The sequence below is a fragment of the Pseudomonas sp. BF-RE-21 genome, from assembly GCF_019947305.1.
Taxonomy (GTDB): domain Bacteria; phylum Pseudomonadota; class Gammaproteobacteria; order Pseudomonadales; family Pseudomonadaceae; genus Aquipseudomonas; species Aquipseudomonas migulae.
Genome location: NZ_JAGYGF010000013.1, coordinates 103513 through 124689, shown reverse-complemented (window position 1 = coordinate 124689; position 21177 = coordinate 103513). Strand labels below are relative to the sequence as shown.

The following is a 21177-nucleotide window of genomic DNA, read 5'->3' as shown; positions in this document are numbered from 1 at the left end:
GTGTTTCAACCAACACATGTGTTGGATGTAAAACCGCTTTCGCGAGCAAGCCCGCTCCCACAGTGGAAAATCACCAGGCTTTAGATTCCCTGCGGCGTCTCTTCACCGCCCAACGCTTCAACCAGCGCCGGGAGGAAGTCGCCGAACGTCAGCATCATCAGGGTGAAACTGGCGTCCAACTGGCCGAGGGCTTCTTCGCCGCCGTCCTGTTCCGCCTGATCCTGCAGCAGGTCTTCGAACTTCAGGCGCTTGACCACCATCTTGTCGTCGAGGACGAAGGACAGTTTGTCCTGCCAGGCCAGCGACAGCTGAGTGACCACTTTGCCGGTGCTCAGGTGCAACTGGATTTCTTCGCTGGTCAGGTCCTGACGCTTGCAGCGCACAATGCCGCCGTCTTCGTGGGTGTCGCGCAGCTCGCACTCGTCCAGCACAAAGAAGTCATCCGCGGCTTTCTGGGTGGTGACCCATTCCGTCATGGTGGCGGTCGGGGACATTTTCACGGTCAGCGGACGTACCGGCAGGGTGCCGATCACTTCGCGCAGGGTCGACAGCAGGTCTTCGGCACGTTTCGGGCTCGCCGAGTTGACCAGAATCAGCCCTTGCTTCGGTGCAATGGCCGCGAAGGTCGACGAACGACGGATAAAGGCACGCGGTAGGAAGGCCTGGATGATTTCATCCTTGATCTGATCGCGTTCCTTTTTGTAGACCTTGCGCATTTGTTCGGCTTCGATCTCTTCGACCTTTTCCTTAACGGCGTCACGCACGACGCTGCCCGGCAGGATGCGTTCTTCCTTACGGGCGGAGATCAGCAGGAAGTCGCCGCTGACGTGCACCAGTGGTGCATCTTCGCCCTTGCCGAAAGGCGCGACGAAACCGTAGGTGGTCAACTCCTGGCTTGCACATGAACGCGCCAGTTTGGTGGCCAGTGCAGTTTCCAACGCCTCGGCATCAAAAGGCAGATCTTGGGTCAGGCGATAGATAAGCAGGTTTTTGAACCACATGGGGCGAGTCTCTCCTTTATACAAAGTGGGGCATTATTCTCTTCGTGGCGCCATAGGCCAACCCTTCTCTAAGCCTTTGGAAGGCCTGAAAAAATTATTTAAAAAAGTGCTTGCCAGAGGTGAGGTCGCTCCGTAGAATGCGCGCCACACCGAAAGTGAAGGGTGATTAGCTCAGCTGGGAGAGCGTCTGCCTTACAAGCAGAATGTCGGCGGTTCGATCCCGTCATCACCCACCATTCGCTTCAAGTGTTACGCGCAGCGGTAGTTCAGTCGGTTAGAATACCGGCCTGTCACGCCGGGGGTCGCGGGTTCGAGTCCCGTCCGCTGCGCCATATTCGGTAACCTGGAACGCTGAACGCCAGGTCACCACGGAAAAGCCCGCTAACGCGGGTTTTTTTCTGCCTGAAGTTCCTGCTGGATGCGTCGTTTCACCGGTTTTCAGATTTTTTTGAATTATTTATCAATTAAATCAACATGTTATGAAAATCTGTGGCACAATGCGCCCCGCAACGAAGGTAAAGGGTGATTAGCTCAGCTGGGAGAGCGTCTGCCTTACAAGCAGAATGTCGGCGGTTCGATCCCGTCATCACCCACCATTTACTTTCAACGCTACGCGCAGCGGTAGTTCAGTCGGTTAGAATACCGGCCTGTCACGCCGGGGGTCGCGGGTTCGAGTCCCGTCCGCTGCGCCATATTCGGTAACCTGGAACACTGAACGCCAGGTCACCACGGAAAAAGCCCGCTTTAAGCGGGCTTTTTGCTGTCTGGGGTTTGGCTTTATGCCGACTTCCATTAAAAAAGCGACCTTCGGGTCGCTTTTTTCGTTTGTGCCTGCTTACTGCTCGGCGTTTCGGCTGTGTCGGTAATCGCTGACCGCCTCGTAGACAGCTTTGCGCAAGCGGTTGATGCCGCCAATCGGACGATGGGCCTCAACACCAAACCATGGATTGAACGACTGGTTGTCGCATTGCAGGTTCAATGCTGGCGTGTCGAAGTCCTGCGCGGGCACGTTGATCCGCGCCACCGTCTGGAAAGGCGCGTCACTTTCCTTCCATACAACGCTGGTGTCCTCGATCGGCATGTACTTGCCTGCATCCTGCCGCTGGATCTGCAGGACAAAACAGGCGGGCACCCGATCGGTCGACAGTTGCTGGTTCAGCGCATTGCGCAGAAAGTTCGGCAGCTTCTGGTTTTGCGCGGGCAAAGCATAGGTCGGGCAGTTCGTTGGGTCGGGCATGACCCGAAACTTGGCATTGGCCTCACCGAATTTGTAGGGCGAAACCGAAAAATACGTCGTCTGGGTCGGGCTCGGTGGTGGCGGAGAAAGTGTCGCCAAGGCAATAAACAGATGACGGACCTGCCAGGTGCGCGGGTCCCAGCCCGGAAAGAACGCCATCACCTTCTTGCCGTCCGCCTGGGCGGCGACATTCTGACGATATTCGGCGACATCGCTGACAAAGAAGTTCGGATGGCTGAACATCACAAAGTCCTGTTCGCCGCGCCGCTGTTGATCGCTGAGCAGTTGCTTGCCTGGCACATCGAGCAGTTTGATCGCCATGCCCCGCGCATCGCGGATGCTGTCGAATTGCGGGTAGGCATTGCCGTTGGACAGGCGCATCGTCGCTTGCCAGGTCTTGCCCGGCTCACTGAACACACCTTGACGCAACTCTGTCGCCAGATCCGGCAACACCTGCACCTCGGCCTTTACGCAGCCATGGGCCTTGGCATGGGCATCACGCAGATAGCGGGTGCTTTCACGGTGTTGATCGACAATCCGCACGGCGGTCTGGATCACGTCCTGGGTCATGGCGGCTTCGCCATCCGGAATCTGCTCCAGTGCCGAGACCGGTCCACGGTGCTGCCAGGCAAACCAGGCAGTGGCCAGCGCCCAGCCAAGCAAGCCGATGCCCAGCAAAACCAGCAGGGTTTTGCCGAGCAGGCGACCCAGCCACAACCAGAACCGGGCAAGCATCGGCAAATCTTTCTTGAAGGTGGTCATGATCATGGCAATTGCGCCTCCAGCGGGCCGCCCAGCACTTTCAGGTACTCCAGCAACGCAAAGCGTTCCTCGGGTTGCAGCAGTCGGCCAATCACCCCGTTGCCGCGTTTACCCGCGCGGAATTCATGGCCGCTGTTGTGGTTGCCGGTAATGCGCGTATCGAACAGGAATGCATTGGTGAAGGCTTCGGTGCGATAGCCCAGGTGTTTCGGGTCGTACTCGAACGTGCCTTTATAGAAGGCGGCCGCGCGTTCGTCCTGAGGCGAGAGCAATTGATAAATGCTTGGTACCGAGCCGTTGTGCAGGAACGGTGCTGTCGCCCAGACGCCTGACAGCGGCCGAGCCTTGTAGGCGACTTTTTCACGAACGCCGATCGGCAGGCCGAAGCCATCGAGCCGAGGCTTTTCTGCGGCTGTGACCTTGGCCTCTCGGTATGCACGGTCCTCGACGAACGCCGTGACGTAGGCCAGCCCCTTGGCCACCGAAAGCTGGCTCAGGTCCAGCGGCTCCTCGGGTGTCGGGTGCAGCTTCACGTCCATCTGTGCCAGTTCGGTCGGGTCCCATTGCAGCGCGGTCAGGTCGAAACGGTGGTTGGCGATGTTGCTCGCCGCTGTCGGATCAGTGCCGATGACGTCGACGGGCAGCATGTGCAACTGCTGCACCCAGCGCTCGCCTTCCTGGATCGTCCGCGGAACGTGGCAACCGGCGCAGTTCTCGGTGAACAGTGCGCGACCTTTGGCGGCCAAAGGCTTGTCGACCGCGCCCAGCAGCTCTTCCGGCCAGGCAGGTGGTTTGAGTTGTTGCAGGGTTTCTTCGATCAGGTGCAAATCGCGCACCCGCACGCTGGACGGATATCGGTAGTCGCCCTTGAGTGGCTGCCCGTTGCTGTCGAAGAAATTCAACGTGGCGCCTACGCCCAACGCCTCGCCGATGTTGCGGGCCATCGGCTGCTGTGCCGAACCGTTCCACTGCACCCAGTCGAATGTCCACATGTCCCACAGTTGCGGGTAGTCGACCGGCGCATTGGCCACCCGGTAGTTGGCCGGTGAGATCGCGTCGCCGAAACTGGCGTTGGCAATACGCCCGAACGCGTCGGTGCGGCCAGGGCCTTCCTCGGTCGGGTAGAGCCCGCGATGGGTGTCGTTCCAGGCTACTTTCAGGAACGTATCGAGAGAGGTTTTGAAGTCTTTGCGCAGCTGTTGATGCCGGGCGTCGTATTCCTGGCCCAGCACGTTGCGAGCGAAGCGTTCGAATTTCCATGGGTTGTAGTAAGTCGACGTCAGACTGGCGACCAGAGCTTGTCCGAAACTGCCACCGCGCAGTGTCGGAACGCTGGACGGCAAGACGTGTTGCGCCGAACCACCATCGATGCGGATGGCCTGACCGTTGAAGCGCAATTCGCCGGTGTGGCAGGCGGCGCAGGTGATGTCCAGAAACTGATCCTGGCTGCCGGGGTTTTGATGGCGGGCGAAACCCACGGGCAGGTTGCCGGGGTTGTTTGGCGTGGCTTTCTGGCCGGGATCGACCAGGAAGCCGAAGCGCGCAAGGTACTCCGGGCTGGCGAATCGTTGTTGCGAAAAGGGCAGCTCGAGCGCGTTGAACCACTCGTAGCGCAAGCCTTTGACCTGAGTGCCCTGGGGCGTGAAGTAGTAGGTCTGGCGGTCGGCCGCGCTCCACTGCTCCAGGTAATGCACTTGTTGTGCTGGCGACCAGTTCGGCAGTTTCGGGTTGGCGACGTAATACAGAATCACGGCGAGGGCGAGGCCCAGCAGCGCAACGATCAGAATCAGAAAGCGATAAAAGAGGCGCAAGTTAAACATCCTTGTCGAGTTGTCGCTCTCTTATGCCTCAGCTGCAATCGTGGGGCAAGTGGCCATTACTTCAGTTGTTGTGGGACGAAGCAGTCGTCCCTGTGGGGCGAAGATGACAGAAGCTTCATCATCCGATTCCGGAAATGCGTTAAAACACCTGAACTTATCAGAAGTTTCCTGCTCTCATGCCGGTAGCCATTGGTCGTGGCCGCCTGATAAGCTCGCGGCTTTACTCGATTGCCCTTTAGGCGCATGAACAAGGAAATAGCATGAAACAGCATCGGTTGGCGGCGGCGGTGGCCCTGGTTAGCCTGGTACTTGCGGGTTGCGACTCGCAGACCAGCGTAGAGCTGAAAACCCCGGCGCAAAAAGCTTCCTACGGGATTGGCCTGAACATGGGCAAGAGCCTGGCTCAGGAAGGCATGGATGATCTGGACTCCAAAGCCGTTGCCCAGGGCATTGAAGATGCCATCGGCAAGAAAGAACAGAAACTGAAGGATGACGAGTTGGTCGAAGCCTTCGCAGCATTGCAGAAGCGTGCTGAAGAACGTATGGCCAAAATGAGTGAAGAGTCGGCAGCCGCCGGCAAGAAATTCCTCGAAGACAACGCCAAGAAAGCCGGTGTCACCACCACTGCTTCGGGCCTGCAGTACGAAGTGGTCAAGAAAGCTGATGGCGCACAGCCTAAGCCGACCGACGTGGTGACTGTTCACTACACCGGCACCCTGACCAACGGCACCGTGTTCGACAGCTCCGTGGAGCGTGGCAGCCCGATCGATCTGCCGGTCAGCGGCGTGATTCCGGGTTGGGTCGAAGGCCTGCAACTGATGCACGTTGGCGAGAAGTACAAACTGTTCATCCCTAGCGAGCTGGCTTACGGTGCCCAAAGCCCAAGCCCGGCGATTCCAGCCAACTCGGTGCTGGTATTCGACCTGGAACTGCTGGCGATCAAGGATCCGGCAAAACAAGACGACGCTGCCAAGTAATTAGCGTTTGTCCTGACAACAACGCCTCGCTTATGCGGGGCGTTGTTGCATCTGGCGTCCGGCAAGGGTAAACAAAGCGAACGGATGTTTCAGGCTGGAGTCATAGCCATTGAGAGCGCCTGCGCTAGCCGCGGCGGAGCGCCAAGTCAATGAAATCTTGGGTTTTTTTATGTGAGTAAAAAACGCCCGATCTGAGTTGAGCCCTTATGAAACGGGGCTTTCAGCCGTGAAATGCAGCTCTGTTCACAAGGTTATCCACAATTTGTGTGGATAACATTTCAGCGGGAGGAATGATGAAAGCACCCTGGAATTTCGCTCGTTTCCTGCCACTGGCCGGACGTCTGCTCGCTCGTGGGCGTTTGCCGACGTTATTGTTCGCGGTAGCCAGCAAAGGTGCCAGCCAGGGCAACCGTTTGGGCAAGCTCAAAGACGACCTGCGCTTGTTGCAGGCGTTGTGCCTGGCTTACTGGCGCGGTGAATACCGGGCCATCAGCCCTAAAGCGCTGATCTCGGTGGTGGCAGGCTTGATGTATTTCCTGAGCCCGGTGGATGCGATTCCGGATTTCATTCCGGTGTTCGGCATGTTCGATGACATCGCCGTGCTCGCCTGGCTGATGAAGGTTCTCGACGACGAGCTCAACGCCTTCCGCGCCTGGCGCAATCGCCAGGTGCCAGAGAAGCTCGCGGTGGTCGAGCGCTTGCCCGATACCCTGGAACAACTTCAACTGCAGGGCCCGAAAAAAACCTGAGTCGATTCAGGATCATCCCTATATTCATACCCCCGCGACCTTGGCCGCTGTTAGGATTACACTTCTAAGGAAAAGCGCCGACTCGCTAAGTGTCGTTGTCCTACGGGGAAGTCATGGATATTCAGATAATCACACGCGAAGGCGAGCCCGAGTATGCGGTTGTTCCGTGGGCTCAGTATCAGGCTCTACTCAAAGCAGCAGGCATCGATCAACAACCGCCGCGCGAGGCCCCTGTGCATCGCGCGGCCACGCCAGACCAGATTCTTCCGGGTCTGGATCAACTACGCAGTTTGCGCGAAGGGAAGGGCATCGCCATTGAGGCGCTGGCCCGCACGGTAGGCATCAGCCCGTCCTATCTGGCCTTGATCGAAAGTGGCGAGCGTCAACCCGACGCTGCAATTCGCCGCAGCCTGGCCTGGGAATTGACGGTGCCAGGGTGGAGGGAAGAATCGTGAGCGTACGCATCAGTCGTCAACATTGGGACGGATTGCTGGGCGAGCTGGATCAGGCGCGCCGCCAGCGTCATTTGCTGACCTACCGCGCGTTGCTTGAGCGCCTGCAATTGCCGACGCCGGCCATGCAAACCTTGACCGCGGCCCTTGAGCACCTGGCCGCACTGGACGCCAAGGCCGAGCAGCCGCTGCGCAGCTCGTTGGTAATCAGCCAGGGCGCCAGTCGCCTGCCGCGCACCGGTTTCTTCGAATGCGTCGAGCGCCTGGGGCGTTTCTCCGGGCCGTCCGATGGTGTCGCCGCCGCCTCGTGGCATGCCTCGGAAGTGGTGCGAGTGTTCGAATACGAGTACCCCGAATCGGCGGAAGCCTGAGTGTTTTTCAAGCTCAAGGCGCGGGCCGGTTACTGGCTGGCTCGCCGGTTGTTTCACTGGTCGTGGTTTGTGCGTCAGCCACGCGGCTGGAGTTGGCTTGAAGGCCAGCTTGCACGCATGGCGAACCTGGGCGATGTCGACGCTCAAAGCTTCTATGGCCACATTCTGGCCTTTCGCGGCGTGGGCCTTGGGGCTCGTGAGGAAGGTGTCCGCTTGCTGCGCCTGGCGGCGTTGGCGGGGGATGGCAAGGCGGCGTATCAGGTGGGGGTGATCAGTCTGGCCGGGACGGCGAGCAAGGCACCGGATCCGGATGAGGCCGCCCGGTTTTGGGCGATGGCTGCCAAGGCCGGACATCCGTTGGCTGAGATCAAATTGAAAGAGTTGGCTGCTCGCGGTCCTTTGGATAATTAGTGGCTGATCCGACGCCTTCGCGGGCAAGCCTCGCTCCTACGGGATGTGAACGTTAATAACGACACCCATCCCGTAGGAGCGAGGCTTGCCCGCGAAGGCGTCAGCCCCATCACCGCTGCCCAACCAGCAATTCATCCTCTCGCTTGGGCGCCGTCAGACTATCAATCACATGCACGCTATACCCCGGCACATTCTTCGCGTGGTGTTTAGCCTGCGACGCCATCTCCGCCAACTGGCTCGCATCGAGTTGTCCACAGGCCTGTGGATGCAAATGCACCACGCCGATCGACAGCGATAACAACGGAAATTCCTGGCGCACGCCCTGGCGATTCGGGGCGATGAAGCAGCCGGCTTCCAGGTGTTCGCTGCGGTAGAAGCGCCGGCATTGGCTCTGGAAATCATCGAGCAGCTGGTTCAAACGTTTGCGCCAGTCTTCCGGCCCGAGCACCAGCAGGAAATCATCACCGCCGATATGGCCGACAAAGTCGCGGGACGGGTCGACGCGATCATTCAGACATTGCGCCAGGCACAGCAGGACTTCGTCCCCGCGTCCGTAGCCGTAGATGTCGTTGAAGGGTTTGAAACTGTCGATGTCCACGTAGCAGATCACTGATTCCCTTTGTTGTTGCAGCAGGCGCGTCAGGCATTGCTGGATCGGCACGTTACCCGGCAGCAGGGTCAGTGGGTTGGCGTAACGGGCTTGCTGGATCTTCAGTTCAGTAATCAGCTTCAATACGTCGATGACCCGACCCAGTCCCAGATAGCCGCCGTTGAGGGTGATGATGAAGTCTTCCTCGATGCGCTGCCGGGCGCGGCTGGTGATCAGGCGGCTGACTTGTTGCAGCGACTGGCTCATCTCGACGGCGAGAAAGTCGTCGTTCATCAACCGGCTGATGGGCTTGCGGGCAAAGAGGTCGGTGGCAAAGGGTTTGAGCAGGGCGTCCGACAGCGAATGCCGATGGACGATGCCGCAAGGGTGGCCTTGCTCATCGAGCACCGCCAGTGAGTTCAGGTTGGCCTGGCGGCGGAAGGCTTCCAGCACCGTGGCAGTCGGCGTACCCCGTGCGACCGCTGGTTGATCGATCAAAAGAGCACTGAGGTCACTGCCTTCGTCGTTCAGCGCCACCGCAGAGCTGTCCTGTTTGGGCATCAAGTTTCGCGCTTCCCTTGGCGGGTGTTCTTGAGGGCGGCAGAGCAAATAACCCTGGACCAGATCGACGCCCATATCGGTCAACACCGCGAGCTCCTCCGGCAGCTCGATCCCTTCAGCAATCACTTGTGCCCGAGAGGCTTTGGCGATTTGCATGATGGAACCGACAAATTCACGCTTGAGCGCATCCTGATGGATGCCGTCGATGAAGTGCCGATCGATCTTCACATAGTCCGGCCGCAGCTCGGACCACAGGCGCAGGCTCGAATAACCGGCACCCAAATCATCCAGCGCAATGGAAAAGCCCATCGCCCGATAGTGATGCAGCGCGTTTTGCAGCAGCTGGAAATCGTCGGTCGGCGTCTGTTCCGTCAGTTCGATAACTACCTGGCTGGGCGGTATGCCGAAATCCTGCAGCAGTTGCAGGGTCCGACCCGGTTGGTGAGCCGCTTCGAGCAGCGATTCCGGCGACACGTTGAGAAAGAGTTTGCCCGGCAGTTGCTGCTCATTAAAGCGCCGGCAAGCACTCTCGCGGCAGGCAATTTCCAGCTCGTTCAAGCGACCGGCCTGGCGGGCGACGGCAAACAAGGCGATGGGCGAGTGCAGCGGGCTGTTGGAGGGGCCACGGCTGAGGGCTTCGTAGCCGATGATCTGTCGTTCAGAGAGCGAAATGATTGGCTGGAACAGGCTGTGCAAACCGCTTTGAGTCAATATTGAACTCAACGCACTCAGCTGTTCGGTAGTGGTCATGGCGGTCTCTGGCGAAAAAAAAAGGACTGAGAGCCAAAGCTCTCAGTCCCGTATTTCACGACAGAATGATGACTGTTTGATGACGCTAAGGGGGCGTCAGCATTAAATTGCCATCATCGTGCTTGTAACAACTTAGTGTTTGGCAACCGCGGTGTTGAGTTTCAGGTAGTCCAACAGAATCCGACCGGTCTCGCTCAGGTAGGCATCGTCTTCTGGTTTGACCTTGTCCGGCTCGGCCGCAGCGACATCTTCGTCTTCTTTCTTCAGCTCTTTGAGCGGTTCTTCGCCCTTGGCCTTGCGACGGATGTTTTCCATCGCAAGCTGCTTGGCTTCGATATCCGCGTGTTGGGCACGACGCTCGGCTTCATTGAGGCTGACGGTTTTTTCCGACATCAGCTTCTGCGCCAGGGCCAGTTTGTCGCGGATGAACACGAACTCCGCGTCTTTGGCCGAACGTACGTCATGCTCGGATTTGAGCTGCGAAATGTATGGCTTGAACGGGTCGACCGCAGGCTTGATGGCCGCGCGGATGGTGTCCCACGGCATGGCTTCCGGCAGGGCGCTCTCGCCGATTTCCTTGGTGTCGATGATCGACGGGTAATCGATGTCCGGCAGTACGCCCTGATGCTGGGTGCTCTGGCCGGAAACCCGGTAGAACTTGGCCAGGGTCAGTTTCAGTTCGCCATGGTTCAGCGGCTGAATGGTCTGCACGGTGCCTTTGCCGAAGGTCTGGCCGCCAATGATCAGTGCGCGGTGGTAGTCCTGCATCGCGCCGGCGAAAATCTCCGAAGCCGAGGCGGACAGGCGGTTGACCAGCAGCGCCATCGGGCCTTTGTAGAAGGCGCCCGGGTTTTCATCTTCGAGTACATCGACCCGGCCATCGGCGTTACGCACGAGCACGGTCGGGCCTTTGTCGATGAACAGGCTGGTCAGCTCGGTGGCTTCCTGCAAGGAGCCGCCGCCGTTGTTGCGCAGGTCGATGACCACGCCGTCGACTTTCTCTTTCTGCAACTCGGTCAGCAGTTTCTTGACGTCGCGAGTGGTGCTCTTGTAGTCCGGATCGCCGGCACGGAAAGCCTTGAAGTCGAGGTAGAAGGCCGGAATCTCGATGACGCCGAGCTTGTAGTCCTTGCCATCCTGCTTCAGGTTGAGGACCGACTTTTTCACGGCCTGGTCTTCAAGCTTCACCGCTTCGCGGGTGATCGGCACGATCTTGGAGGTCTGGTCGTTCGGCGCATTGCTGGCCGGGATGACTTCCAGGCGCACCACGGTACCTTTCGGACCACGGATCAGCTTGACCACTTCGTCCAGGCGCCAGCCGACCACGTCGACCATCTCTTTGTTGCCCTGGGCAACGCCGATGATCTTGTCGGCCGGTGCGACCTGCTTGGTCTTGTCGGCAGGACCTGCCGGCACCAGACGCACGACTTTCACCTGGTCGTTGTCGCTCTGCAACACAGCGCCGATGCCTTCGAGGGACAGGCTCATGTTGATGTCGAAGTTTTCCGCGTTATCCGGCGACAGATAGTTGGTGTGCGGGTCGTAGGACATGGCGAAGGTGTTGATGTACGCCTGGAAGATGTCTTCCGGACGGGTCTGGTCCAGGCGCGAGAGCTGATTCTTGTAACGCTTGGTCAGCGTTTCCTGAATCTGCTTGGGCTCTTTGCCAGCAATCTTCATCCGCAGCACTTCGTCCTTGACGCGTTTGCGCCACAGGTCGTCGAGCTCTGCGGTGGACTTGAGCCAAGGCGCGTCCTTGCGATCGATCAGCAAGGTTTCCTTGGCGGTGAAGTCGATCTTGTCGACGCCCTTGTTCAGCTCCGCAAGGGCAAAGTCCAGACGCGCTTTTACGCGGTCCAGGTAGCGCTTGTAGATGGTGAACCCGGCGTTGAGGTCGCCGCTTTTGAGGAAGTCGTCGAACTGGGTTTTCCACTTGTCGAATTCGGCAATGTCGCTGGCCATGAAGTAGCTGCGCGACGGATCCAGCAGCTTGAGGTAGCTGTCGTAGATGATCACGGAGCGTGCGTCATCGAGCGGCGGCTTGCTGTAGTGGTGACGCTTGAGCAACTCGACGACATTCAGACTGGCGATCACTTCGTCACGATCTGGCTGAAGCTTGTCCCAGCTATTGGCTGCGAACGTATTGCTCGACATCGGCATCAGGCCGATACCAATAAATAGGGCGAGGGCGGTGCTGGGGAACAGATGCTTCATGCTGATTCGACGCGGGGACAATTGATAACGCATATTAGGCCGTCTTTGAAGTCGCCGGTACCACAAGGGCCGGTCGCATAATGCAAAAAGCCCGGCGCTACAGCTTCGGGCTCAGTCCAGACTCACTATGGAGGCACTGTGAAAGCATTGCAAGGCGTTGACGGTCAAGTGGAGTGGGTTGAAGAGCCCGGTCCTACATGCGATGTAGGGCAAGTTCGCATTCGCGTGGCGGCAGCGGGCCTCAATCGCGCCGATTTGTTACAGAAGGCGGGCCTTTATCCGCCACCGCCGGGGGCCAGTCAGGTACTGGGTCTTGAGTGTTCCGGGGTGATCAGTGAGGTCGGCCCGGGCTCGTCCTGGCAGGTCGGTGATCGGGTCTGCGCCTTGCTGGCCGGGGGCGGGATGGCCGAAGAGGTGGTTGTCGACGGACGGCATGTGCTGCCGGTCCCCGAAGGATTGTCCCTGGCTGAGGCGGCAGCGCTACCCGAAGTCTATGCGACCGTCTGGCTGAATTTGTTTCAATTGGCTGCGCTCAAACCGGGTGAGAAAGTTCTTCTTCACGCCGGAGCAAGTGGAATCGGTTCAGCTGCCATTCAGCTGTGCAAGGCGTTTGGCAACCCGTGCTGGGTCAGCGTCGGTTCTGCCGAGCGTCTGGCCTATTGCGAAGCGCTGGGTGCACAGGGTGGCGTGGTGCGCACCGACGCTCTGGACAGCTTGAGCGACCTGGGGCCGTTCGATGTGATTCTTGACCCGGTCGGCGGCAACTACGCCGCGCTGAACCTCAAGCTGCTGGCTCTTGATGGCCGTTGGGTGTTGATTGGCCTGATGGGCGGCCGTGAGGCAAAACTGGATCTGGCGCAGGTGCTGGCCAAACGCGTGCAGTTGCTGGGTTCGACCTTGCGCAGCCGTGACGATCAGTTCAAGGCGGATTTGTTCAGTGATTTACGCCAGCATGTCTGGCCGTTGTTTGCCGAAGGGCGATTGAGCCCGCAGTTGGCGAAGACCTTCCCGATCAAGGATGCCGAAGCGGCATTTGCCGAGTTGGCGACGAACAAGGTGGCGGGGAAGTTGGTGTTGGTGATCGACGAAAGCCTGACCTGAGGTCTGGTACGGCGCCATCCTTGTAGGAGCTGGCTTGCCGGCGATTCAGACGATGCGGTCTACAGGGTCACCGCGTTATCGTTCATCGCTGGCAAGCCAGCTCCTACAGGGTTTTGCGTTATTTCCAGAGGTGGATCGGCCAGCCGGCTTTTTCGGCGTGCTCGAGCAATACCGGGTCAGGGTTCACCACGTGTGGGAAATCTACCTTCAGCAACAGCGGCAAATCATTACGTGAGTCGGAATAGAAACTCGCGCCCTCCAGGTTTTCCTCTTCCGCATCCAGCCATTCCAGCAATCGGGTGATCTTGCCTTCGCGGTAGGTCAGCGTACCGACGGTGTTGCCGCTATAGACCCCATGCAACACTTCCAACTCGATGCCCAGAATCTCGTCGATGCCCAAGCGGTCGGCAATCGGCCTGACCAGGTGTGTACCCGACGCCGAAATCACCAGTATCCGGTCACCGGCCTTGCGATGGGCGGCGATGGCTTTGGTTGCGTCGCTGAAGATGATCGGTTCGATGAAGTCTTCCACCCACGGCCCGACCAAGTGGTCGACCTCTTCGGGTGTGCGCCCGATCATCGGTTCGAGGCTGAAGGCCATGTATTCCTCCATGCGCAACTTGCCGTGGCTGTAAGCGTCCATCAGTTCGTTGTTCTGACGCATGAACGACTCGGGATCGACCCAGCCCAGCCGGCCCATCTGTTCGCTCCAGAGGGTGGCGCAGTCGCCGTGGATCAGGGTTTCGTCCAGATCAAAAATTGCCAGGGCCATCAGTGCAGTTCTCTCTTCAACATCAGCAAAGTCATCAGGCTACCTCACACAGGGCCGTCGGATCGATGGAAAGCGCCAGACGCTGACCATCGGGGTGCAGATCGGCCGCCGAGCGGTTGAGCACATCCACCACCAATTCCACGCCCCGGGCCTCGATCCGGTAGCGAATCACGTTGCCCAGCAGGCTGTGGCTGCGCACTTGTGCGTCAAGTTCGCCGTTCAGGCTCAGTTCGATGGCTTCCGGGCGAATCGCGATGCGATGCGTAATCGGTCGTTGCAGCAATTTCGAGGCGTTGTCGGCGTCGAGCAGGTTGTAGTTGCCGATAAAGCCGGCAGCGAACACATCCACCGGCGCGGTGTACAGGGTTTCGGCGTCGCCGCTCTGTACGATCTTTCCCTGATTCATCAGGAAAATCCGGTCAGACATGGTCAGCGCTTCTTCCTGATCGTGTGTGACGAAGATCGTGGTCAGGCCCAGCTCGCGCTGGATCTGACGGATCTGTTCGCGCAAATGCTTGCGAATCCGCGCATCAAGGGCCGACAGCGGTTCGTCCAGCAGCAACAGGCGTGGACGGGTCACCAATGAGCGGGCGAGGGCGACGCGCTGGCATTGACCGCCGGACAGTTGGTGCGGATAACGGGCGGCGAAATCGTTGAGCTCCACCAGTTTCAGCACTTCGGCAACGCGCTTTTGGCTGTCGTCGCTGTTGACCTTCTGCATGCGCAAACCGAAAGCGACGTTTTGCTCCACGGTCATGTTGGGGAACAGGGCGTAGCTCTGGAACACCATGCCGATCCCGCGTTTCTGCGGGCTCAGCGGCACGATGTCCACACCATCCAGCAAGATCTTGCCGCCATCTACCGAGGTCAGCCCGGCGATGCAGCGTAGCAGCGTGGATTTGCCGCAACCGGACGGGCCGAGCAGGGTGACGAATTCGCCCTTCTGGATTTCGCAGTTGATGTCGCTGAATACGGTGGTGCCTGCATAGTTTTTCTGCAGATGTTGGACGCTGACATAGCTCATTCGCTTTTGTCCTTGTTCAAGATATTGGCCGCCCAGGTCAGAACCAGTACGAAGAAAAAGTAGGAAATCACCAGCGCACTGGTGAAGTGGCCGCTGCTGTTACGCATGTTGTTGAGGTAGACCTGCAGGGTTTCGTAGCGGGTGCCGACGAGGATGTTGGCGAACACGAACTCACCGAACAGGAACGAGAACGACAGCAGCAACGCGACCATCAGACCTTTGCGCAGGTTCGGCAGCACCACCAGGAATGCCGCCTGAAAAGTGCTGGCACCGAGCAGTTGGGCGGCGTCCATCAGGTCGCGCAGGTTGATCGCTTGCAGGTTGTTGGTGATCGCGCGGTACATGAACGGCAGCGCCACGGTGAAGTAGCAACCGATCAGAATCCATGGCGTGCCGACCATCGCGAACGGCCCTGAACCGTAAAGCTGCAACAGCCCCACCGACGACACCACCGGCGGCACCGCGAAGGGCAGCAGGATCAGGATGTTCATCAGCGCATCGAGTTTCGGGAAGTGGTAATGCACCACGAACAGCAGGGGCAGGATCAGCACCACCGACAGGATCAGCGCACCGATGCAGACCAGCAGCGATTGGCCAAAAGCACTCAGGAATCGCGGATCGCTCCACAGCTGCACATACCATTTGACGGTGAAGCCGCTGGGCAGAATGGTCGCCGACCAACTGCTGGCAATCGAGTAGATCAGCGTGCCAACCAGTGGCAGCAACAGAATGGCAAACAGCAGGTAAACCACGACGCGGTGATAGATACCGACGGGGCCCAATTCAGCGCGAGACATGGTAGCTCCTCTTCAACAGCAGCTGATGCACGATGGTGACCAGGGTCATCAACGCCACCAGCACCACGGCCAGCGCACTGGCGAGGTTCGGGTCCAGGGAAATGTCACCGGAGACCATCGCCGCAATACGGATCGGTAGCACGTTGAAGTTGCCGGTGGTCAGTGCGTAAACCGTGGCGTAGGCGCCGAGGGCGTTGGCCAGCAGGATCACGAAGGTGCCGAGCAGTGCCGGCGTCAGCACCGGCAAACCGATGTGTCGCCAGAACTGCCAGCCGTTGGCACCCAGCAGCGCGGCAGATTCACGCCAGTCCTCGCGCAGGGCGTCGAAGGCCGGGTAGAGCAGCAGCACACCGAGGGGGATCTGGAAATACGTGTAGAGAATGATCAGCCCGGTTTTCGAGTACAGGTTGAAATCCTGAATGATCCCGGCCTGCTTGAGCATGATGGTGATGCTGCCGTTGAAACCCAGCAGGATGATGAACGCGAAGGCCAAAGGCACGCCGGCAAAGTTGCTGGTCATGTTGGCGAAGGCGTTGACGAAGTTACGCAGCTTCGAGTCGACACGGCGCAGGGAATAAGCGCCGAGCACCGCGATGATGATCCCGAACACGCTGGACCAGAAACTGATCTCGAGGCTGTACTGGATCGCCTGCAAATAGAACTTCGAATTGAAGATCTTGGTGAAGTTGGCCAGGCCCCAGCCGAACTCTTCCGATTGCAGGCTGTTGATCATCACCCAGATGAGCGGGGCGATCTCGAACACGATAAAAAACAGTGCGAAGGGCACGAGGCACAAGGCCGCCAGCCATTTGCCGCGAGTCATGGCATTCACTTGAGCAGCTCCCGGCACACTGGTTTGTCGTGGGCCACGCCCAGCAGTTCGCAGACGGTGCCGCAGATGTCTGTCTGTTTCGGTTCGGCACCGGCGTTGAAGCTGAAGGCGTCACCGAGCACGAACAGTGGCACTTCGCGTTCTTCCGGCAACAGGCCGTTGTGGGAGCGGTCGTTGTTCATGCCGTGGTCGGCGGTCACCAGCACCTGGTAACCGGCGTCGAGCCAGTCTTGCAGGTAGTCGGCGAGAATAATGTCCGCCGAGCGGGCGCTGTTGCGGTATTGCGCGGTGTCGAGGCCGTGCTTGTGCCCGGCGTCGTCGATGTTCATGGGGTGCACCAGGAGAAAATTCGGTGCGTGGCGCAGGCGCAGGTGTTCTGCGTCGGCGAACAGGTGCGAGTCCGGGTAGTGATCGTTCCAGTAGAAGTGCCCGTACTGGATCGGCAATTCGGGGGCGTCGGTGTGACGGTCCCGGGCGGCCACGAACGGCGAACGGTTGTACAGCTCACTGACCCAGTGATAAGCCGCTGCTGCGGTTTTCAGGCCCGCTTCGCTGGCGTAGTGATAAATGCTGCGTTGGTTGGACAGGCGCGAAACGTTGTTGTGAACGATGCCGCTATCGATCGGCGTGACGCCGGTCAGGATGCATTCATACAGCGGACGGGACAGGGCCGGCAGTTCGCACTCCAGTTTGTAGAGTGCCGCGCGTCCTGCGCCGACGTAAGCCTGCAGGTGCCCCATGGCGTGGCGCGCAACCTCGTAATTGAGGCCGTCGAGCACGACAAGGATGACGTTGTGCTTCATAGGGGCGGGACTCCGGGAGACTGGAAATATCGTAGAAACCTGTAGGAGCGAAGCTTGCTCGCGAAAGCGTACTTTCAGTCAACATAACTGTTGAATTAAAGTCCCTCTTCGCGGGCAAGCCTCGCTCCTACAAATGAAGCATTACTTCATCTCGACGATGACTTCTTCGTTCCACTTTTGCGGCAGAGCCTTGGAAGTTTTTTCCCACGCATCCGCGTCTTTGATCGGCGTGACCTTTTTGTACTGCTCATTCGGCAGCAGCTTGGCCTGGACTTCGGCTGGCAGGGTCAGGTGCTCGGCACGGATCGGACGGGCGTTACCCTTGGCCAGGTTGATCTGACCGGCATCGCTGAAGATGTATTCACGAGCCAGTTTGGCGGCGTTCGGGTTCTTGGCGTATTTGTTGATGATGGTGGTGTAACCGGAAATCACCGAACCATCGGAGGGGATCAACACCACGTAGTCATCCGGATTGGCCATCTTGGCCTTGTAGCTCAGACCGTTGAAGTCCCAGACCACGCCGACCTCGATTTCACCCTTTTCCATGGTGGCAATCGTCGGGTTGGCCATGGACAGGCGGCCTTGTTTCGCAATGTCAGCGAACAGCGCCAGGGCAGGCTGGAGGTTTTTTTCGTCGCCGCCGTTGGCAAGTGCAGCCGCCAGAACGCCGTTGGCGGCCTGAGCCGCGGTGCTCACGTCACCGATGGATACTTTGTATTTACCGGTTTTAAGGTCGGCCCATTTGGTCGGCGCTTGCGAACCGTGCAGCAGCTTTTTGTTGACGATGAACGCGATGGTACCGGTGTAGGCCAGTGCCCAGTTGCCGTCCTTATCCTTCGCCCAGGCAGGCACCTGATCCCAGGTGCTTGGCTTGTACGGCTGGACCACGCCTTGCTTGACCGCGATAGGGCCGAACGCTGCACCGACGTCGCCGATGTCGGCCGTGGCGTTGTCTTTTTCAGCGGCGAACTTGGCGATTTCCTGTGCCGAGCTCATGTCGGTGTCGATGTGTTTCAGGCCATAGATCTTGGCCAGGTCTTCCCAGGTGCCTTTCCAGTTGGCCCAGTCATCGGGCATGCCGACGCTGTTGACCGCACCTTCCGCTTTCGCAGCGGCTTCGAGGGTTTTCAAATCATCAGCCGCCATGGCGGCGGTGCACATGGCAATGGTCGAACCTAACAGTGATGCCAGGAAAAGCTTTTTCATCCGAAGCTCCTTTGGGCGTTTTCAACGCTGCGATTGCGGTTGTGTTGGTCTAGGTCAGCAATACCTGAGCCAATCTAGGCGCCCCTGATGACATTTTGATGTCGACCAGCGGTCCGTCTGCATTTTCTTCAGATCAACGCTCAGGCTTGCGAGTAAGCGTAGACCATGGCTAAAGAACTGATATGAAAGGACTTGGCCGTTAAATTGCACACGTTTGACTGCACCGTTCAGCGCCTTTGTCATCTGTCAGTCATGTGCAGTGCCTAGGCTTGCTGAAAGTTGACGGAGTCGTTTCAAATGACGGTTCTGCTCCGAAACAGTGCTGGTCTAGTCCAGATAGGTAACGTTGATGCGCATCGAGACAACCAAAGCGGTGACAGCCATCGGGCAGGTTCTTCAGGAACAGCTCGACCACGGCCTGTTGGCGCCTGGCAGCAAGTTACCGGCGGAGCGCAAGCTCAGTGAGTTGTTCGGCACGACACGCATTACCGTGCGCGAAGCGTTGTTGCAGCTGGAGGCCCAAGGGCAGATTTATCGCGAAGAGCGCCGGGGCTGGTTCGTGTCGCCACCGCGCCTGGCTTACAACCTGATGCAGCGCAGCCACTTTCACGCGATGGTCAGCGCTCAAGGGCGGGTGCCGTCTACCGAGGTGATTTCGGCACGCTTGCAGCCTGCGTCGGCGGCGGTCTGTGCCTGGTTGCAGTTACCGGCTTTGTCGAGCGTGATTCAGATCTGCCGCGCGCGGCGAATTGATGAGCGGCTGGTGTTGTACGTGGAGCACTACCTCAATCCGCAGTATTTCCCGGGGATTCTGGAGTTTGATCTGAATCAGTCGATCACCGAGCTGTACGCGCGGCATTACGATTTGCATTACGGGCGGGTGCGCTTCGAGATCGTGCCGACGGCGTTGTCGGTGGATGCGGCGGCGGCGTTACGGGTGTCGGTCGGCAGTCCGGGATTGCGCATCGCCCGGGTCAATTACGACCAACACGAACGGTTGATCGATTGTGACCTGGAGTTCTGGCGGCACGATGCGATCCATGTCGGTGTTGATGTGGTCTGAGCCTGGCCGCCGCAGGTCTCGGTTTTTCATTACCCGAAGCGGTAAATGTCCATGCCCAGCGCGCCCATGGTGAAACCCTGGTGGCTGACGCTGAATGCCCCGCCGGCACTGCGGGCAAAGTACAACGGCAACAAATGTTCATCGCTCGGGTGGTTGCGCACGGCGTTCGGTGCTTGCTGGCGATAGTCGTGTAACGCGGCTTCGTCGTTGGCCTCAAGTTTCTCGATCATCCAGTCGCGAAACACCTTCGCCCACGGTTCTACGCTTTCCGGTCCGGCGTGCCAGTCCAGTTCGCGCAGGTTGTGGGTGATGCTGCCCGAACCGATCAACAGCACGCCGTGTTCGCGCAGGCTGCTCAGGGCATGGCCAACGCGGGTTTGCAGCTCAGGACCGCCGCGTGTGGGCAGCGAGACTTGCACCACCGGGATATCCGCCTGCGGATACATCAACGACAACGGCACCCAGACGCCATGGTCGAAGGGCCGTTTGCTGTCGATGCGAGCGGGCAGGTCACTGCGCTTCAGCAACTCGACAACCTCAGCGGCCAGTTGTGGATCGCCGGGTGCCGGGTATTGCACCTCGAACAACGCCTTGGGAAAGCCGCCGAAGTCATGCCAGGTTTCAGGCTGTGGATTGCCGCTGACCAGCAATTCATTGCTTTCCCAATGCGCGGAAACAATCACGATGGCCCGGGGTTTCGGCAATTCGGCAGCCAGGCGCGCGAGCGCCGGCCCACTGGCACCGGGTTCCAGTGCCAGCATGGGTGAGCCATGAGAGATATAAAGGCTGGGGAACATGAAGGAGCTCCTGAGAGTAAGATGGGCCCATCTTCAGTCAGATCATTGATCTAAATCTAATATAAGTTTTAGGGTGTTTTGATCGAATTTTCGGAGATATTTATGCAGCCGGAGTTTTGGCACAAGCGATGGCAGTCGAATCAGATCGGCTTCCATCTGCCGCAGGTGAACCCTTATCTGCAACGTTTCTGGCCGCAATTGGGGCTGGAGGAGGGGGCGCGCGTACTGGTGCCGTTGTGTGGGAAAAGTCTGGATTTGTTGTGGCTGGCGCACCAGGGGCATGAAGTCCTGGGAATTGAGCTGTCGGAAAAGGCTGTCGAAGATTTCTTCAGCGAACATCACTTTGACCCGAACGTCACTGAGCAGGGGCCCTTCAAGGTCTATCGAGCAGGCTCGATCGAGTTGTGGTGTGGTGATTTCTTCGAGTTGACTGCCGGCGATGTTGCCGATTGCACCGGCCTGTACGACCGGGCGGCACTGATCGCTCTGCCGCCGGCCATGCGCGAGCAATACGCGGCTCATTTGAACCGGATTTTGCCAAAGGACGCGTTGGGGCTTTTGATCACGCTGGATTACGACCAGACGCAAAAAGACGGACCGCCGTTTGCCGTGCTTGATGATGAAGTGCAGCGGTTGTTCGGGGCTGTGTGGTCGTTGAAGATTCTGGAGGATCAGGACGTTCTGGGTGAGAGCTGGAAATTCGTCGAAAGCGGCGTGACGCGGCTTGAGGAGCGGGTTTATCGGGTTTCTGCCAGGTAATTGATGCTGCTTCTACCAGCCTCTTCGCGGGCAAGCCTCGCTCCTACAGGTTTTGTGTAATTCGCCGATTATGTGAACGACACAAATCCTGTAGGAGCGAGGCTTGCCCGCGAAGAGGTCCTGATGAAC

At 58.8% G+C, this 21177-nt stretch carries 20 protein-coding genes and 4 tRNA genes; 12 read left to right on the top strand and 12 right to left on the bottom strand.

What is annotated here, in order from left to right; translation table 11 throughout:
• Positions 1-80: 80 nt before the first annotated feature.
• On the bottom strand, positions 81-1001 hold the full coding sequence (gene rdgC, locus KGB25_RS12230) for a recombination-associated protein RdgC (protein ID WP_008035659.1): 921 nt from the start codon (positions 999-1001) through the stop codon (positions 81-83).
• A gap of 160 nt (positions 1002-1161) precedes the next feature.
• Between rdgC and KGB25_RS12225 the strand changes: the two genes are divergently transcribed.
• The 4 genes from KGB25_RS12225 (at position 1162) to KGB25_RS12210 (ending at position 1693) form a co-directional block, all read left to right on the top strand.
• A tRNA-Val gene (locus KGB25_RS12225) sits at positions 1162-1237 on the top strand.
• Positions 1238-1256: 19 nt separating this feature from the next.
• A tRNA-Asp gene (locus KGB25_RS12220) sits at positions 1257-1333 on the top strand.
• A 188-nt stretch (positions 1334-1521) separates the two neighbouring features.
• Positions 1522-1597 (top strand) — tRNA-Val (locus KGB25_RS12215).
• A gap of 19 nt (positions 1598-1616) precedes the next feature.
• Positions 1617-1693 (top strand) — tRNA-Asp (locus KGB25_RS12210).
• A 143-nt stretch (positions 1694-1836) separates the two neighbouring features.
• Here the strand turns inward: KGB25_RS12210 and KGB25_RS12205 are convergent.
• Positions 1837-2973 carry a catalase family protein gene (locus KGB25_RS12205; RefSeq protein WP_223435053.1) on the bottom strand — a complete coding sequence of 379 codons (1137 nt, stop codon included), beginning with the start codon at positions 2971-2973 and terminating at the stop codon, positions 1837-1839.
• 29 nt (positions 2974-3002) lie between these two features.
• Positions 3003-4811 carry a di-heme-cytochrome C peroxidase gene (locus KGB25_RS12200; RefSeq protein ID WP_223435051.1) on the bottom strand — a complete coding sequence of 603 codons (1809 nt, stop codon included), beginning with the start codon at positions 4809-4811 and terminating at the stop codon, positions 3003-3005.
• A gap of 269 nt (positions 4812-5080) precedes the next feature.
• Here KGB25_RS12200 and KGB25_RS12195 point away from each other — a divergent pair, with 269 nt between their 5' ends.
• From KGB25_RS12195 to KGB25_RS12175, 5 genes are all read left to right on the top strand, one after another.
• Positions 5081-5797 carry an FKBP-type peptidyl-prolyl cis-trans isomerase gene (locus KGB25_RS12195; protein WP_008040911.1) on the top strand — a complete coding sequence of 239 codons (717 nt, stop codon included), beginning with the start codon at positions 5081-5083 and terminating at the stop codon, positions 5795-5797.
• A 293-nt stretch (positions 5798-6090) separates the two neighbouring features.
• A complete protein-coding gene (locus tag KGB25_RS12190) occupies positions 6091-6546 on the top strand; it encodes a YkvA family protein (RefSeq protein ID WP_192227878.1) in 456 nt (151 codons plus the stop codon).
• A gap of 113 nt (positions 6547-6659) precedes the next feature.
• Positions 6660-7001: a helix-turn-helix domain-containing protein gene (locus KGB25_RS12185; RefSeq protein ID WP_207285747.1), complete on the top strand. Its 342-nt coding sequence runs from the start codon at positions 6660-6662 to the stop codon at positions 6999-7001.
• Positions 6998-7369, top strand: a complete 372-nt coding sequence (locus KGB25_RS12180) for a hypothetical protein (RefSeq protein ID WP_003223109.1) — start codon at positions 6998-7000, stop codon at positions 7367-7369. The genes KGB25_RS12185 and KGB25_RS12180 overlap by 4 nt, the downstream gene beginning before the upstream one ends.
• The gene (locus KGB25_RS12175) at positions 7370-7780 is read left to right on the top strand and encodes a sel1 repeat family protein (RefSeq protein WP_008040907.1); all 411 of its coding nucleotides are present in this window, start codon (positions 7370-7372) and stop codon (positions 7778-7780) included.
• 109 nt (positions 7781-7889) lie between these two features.
• Here KGB25_RS12175 and KGB25_RS12170 read toward each other — a convergent pair whose 3' ends face one another.
• Positions 7890-9680: a bifunctional diguanylate cyclase/phosphodiesterase gene (locus tag KGB25_RS12170; protein WP_008040906.1), complete on the bottom strand. Its 1791-nt coding sequence runs from the start codon at positions 9678-9680 to the stop codon at positions 7890-7892.
• 132 nt (positions 9681-9812) lie between these two features.
• Complete coding sequence (locus KGB25_RS12165) at positions 9813-11894, bottom strand: carboxy terminal-processing peptidase (protein ID WP_008040905.1); 2082 nt, start codon at positions 11892-11894, stop codon at positions 9813-9815.
• A gap of 138 nt (positions 11895-12032) precedes the next feature.
• Between KGB25_RS12165 and KGB25_RS12160 the strand changes: the two genes are divergently transcribed.
• Positions 12033-12995, top strand: coding sequence for a zinc-binding dehydrogenase (locus tag KGB25_RS12160; protein ID WP_223435050.1), 963 nt, complete (start codon positions 12033-12035; stop codon positions 12993-12995).
• Positions 12996-13113: 118 nt separating this feature from the next.
• Here KGB25_RS12160 and KGB25_RS12155 read toward each other — a convergent pair whose 3' ends face one another.
• The 6 genes from KGB25_RS12155 to KGB25_RS12130 form a co-directional block, all read right to left on the bottom strand.
• Positions 13114-13767: an HAD family hydrolase gene (locus tag KGB25_RS12155; protein ID WP_008040903.1), complete on the bottom strand. Its 654-nt coding sequence runs from the start codon at positions 13765-13767 to the stop codon at positions 13114-13116.
• Between the two features lie 34 nt (positions 13768-13801).
• Complete coding sequence (locus KGB25_RS12150) at positions 13802-14791, bottom strand: ABC transporter ATP-binding protein (RefSeq protein WP_008030381.1); 990 nt, start codon at positions 14789-14791, stop codon at positions 13802-13804.
• Positions 14788-15588: an ABC transporter permease gene (locus KGB25_RS12145; RefSeq protein ID WP_008030379.1), complete on the bottom strand. Its 801-nt coding sequence runs from the start codon at positions 15586-15588 to the stop codon at positions 14788-14790. The genes KGB25_RS12150 and KGB25_RS12145 overlap by 4 nt, the downstream gene beginning before the upstream one ends.
• Complete coding sequence (locus KGB25_RS12140) at positions 15575-16411, bottom strand: ABC transporter permease (protein ID WP_162130714.1); 837 nt, start codon at positions 16409-16411, stop codon at positions 15575-15577. Before KGB25_RS12140 ends, KGB25_RS12145 begins: the two co-directional genes overlap by 14 nt.
• A 5-nt stretch (positions 16412-16416) precedes the next feature.
• Positions 16417-17223 (bottom strand): alkaline phosphatase family protein, encoded by an 807-nt coding sequence (locus KGB25_RS12135; protein WP_223435049.1) that lies wholly within the window; start codon positions 17221-17223, stop codon positions 16417-16419.
• 141 nt (positions 17224-17364) lie between these two features.
• A complete protein-coding gene (locus KGB25_RS12130; protein WP_223435048.1) occupies positions 17365-18429 on the bottom strand; it encodes an ABC transporter substrate-binding protein in 1065 nt (354 codons plus the stop codon).
• Positions 18430-18778: 349 nt separating this feature from the next.
• Between KGB25_RS12130 and KGB25_RS12125 the strand changes: the two genes are divergently transcribed.
• Positions 18779-19492, top strand: a complete 714-nt coding sequence (locus KGB25_RS12125; RefSeq protein ID WP_008030372.1) for a UTRA domain-containing protein — start codon at positions 18779-18781, stop codon at positions 19490-19492.
• A 29-nt stretch (positions 19493-19521) separates the two neighbouring features.
• Here the strand turns inward: KGB25_RS12125 and KGB25_RS12120 are convergent, their stop codons facing one another.
• A complete protein-coding gene (locus tag KGB25_RS12120; protein ID WP_223435047.1) occupies positions 19522-20289 on the bottom strand; it encodes a DODA-type extradiol aromatic ring-opening family dioxygenase in 768 nt (255 codons plus the stop codon).
• A gap of 102 nt (positions 20290-20391) precedes the next feature.
• Between KGB25_RS12120 and KGB25_RS12115 the strand changes: the two genes are divergently transcribed.
• A complete protein-coding gene (locus KGB25_RS12115; protein WP_223435046.1) occupies positions 20392-21048 on the top strand; it encodes a thiopurine S-methyltransferase in 657 nt (218 codons plus the stop codon).
• The last annotated feature ends 129 nt before the right edge of the window (positions 21049-21177 follow it).

Bases quoted from the DNA above. Each gene is read 5' to 3' on its own strand.
- KGB25_RS12185 (WP_207285747.1), top strand. From the start codon at position 6,660: ATGGATATTCAGATAATCACACGCGAAGGCGAGCCCGAGTATGCGGTT.
- KGB25_RS12155 (WP_008040903.1), bottom strand. From the start codon at position 13,767: ATGGCCCTGGCAATTTTTGATCTGGACGAAACCCTGATCCACGGCGAC.
- KGB25_RS12120 (WP_223435047.1), bottom strand. From the start codon at position 20,289: ATGTTCCCCAGCCTTTATATCTCTCATGGCTCACCCATGCTGGCACTG.
- KGB25_RS12130 (WP_223435048.1), bottom strand. From the start codon at position 18,429: ATGAAAAAGCTTTTCCTGGCATCACTGTTAGGTTCGACCATTGCCATG.
- rdgC (WP_008035659.1), bottom strand. From the start codon at position 1,001: ATGTGGTTCAAAAACCTGCTTATCTATCGCCTGACCCAAGATCTGCCT.
- KGB25_RS12190 (WP_192227878.1), top strand. From the start codon at position 6,091: ATGAAAGCACCCTGGAATTTCGCTCGTTTCCTGCCACTGGCCGGACGT.
- KGB25_RS12115 (WP_223435046.1), top strand. From the start codon at position 20,392: ATGCAGCCGGAGTTTTGGCACAAGCGATGGCAGTCGAATCAGATCGGC.
- KGB25_RS12145 (WP_008030379.1), bottom strand. From the start codon at position 15,588: ATGTCTCGCGCTGAATTGGGCCCCGTCGGTATCTATCACCGCGTCGTG.
- KGB25_RS12165 (WP_008040905.1), bottom strand. From the start codon at position 11,894: ATGAAGCATCTGTTCCCCAGCACCGCCCTCGCCCTATTTATTGGTATC.
- KGB25_RS12170 (WP_008040906.1), bottom strand. From the start codon at position 9,680: ATGACCACTACCGAACAGCTGAGTGCGTTGAGTTCAATATTGACTCAA.
- KGB25_RS12125 (WP_008030372.1), top strand. From the start codon at position 18,779: ATGCGCATCGAGACAACCAAAGCGGTGACAGCCATCGGGCAGGTTCTT.
- KGB25_RS12150 (WP_008030381.1), bottom strand. From the start codon at position 14,791: ATGAGCTATGTCAGCGTCCAACATCTGCAGAAAAACTATGCAGGCACC.
- KGB25_RS12205 (WP_223435053.1), bottom strand. From the start codon at position 2,973: ATGCTTGCCCGGTTCTGGTTGTGGCTGGGTCGCCTGCTCGGCAAAACC.
- KGB25_RS12195 (WP_008040911.1), top strand. From the start codon at position 5,081: ATGAAACAGCATCGGTTGGCGGCGGCGGTGGCCCTGGTTAGCCTGGTA.
- KGB25_RS12140 (WP_162130714.1), bottom strand. From the start codon at position 16,411: ATGACTCGCGGCAAATGGCTGGCGGCCTTGTGCCTCGTGCCCTTCGCA.
- KGB25_RS12135 (WP_223435049.1), bottom strand. From the start codon at position 17,223: ATGAAGCACAACGTCATCCTTGTCGTGCTCGACGGCCTCAATTACGAG.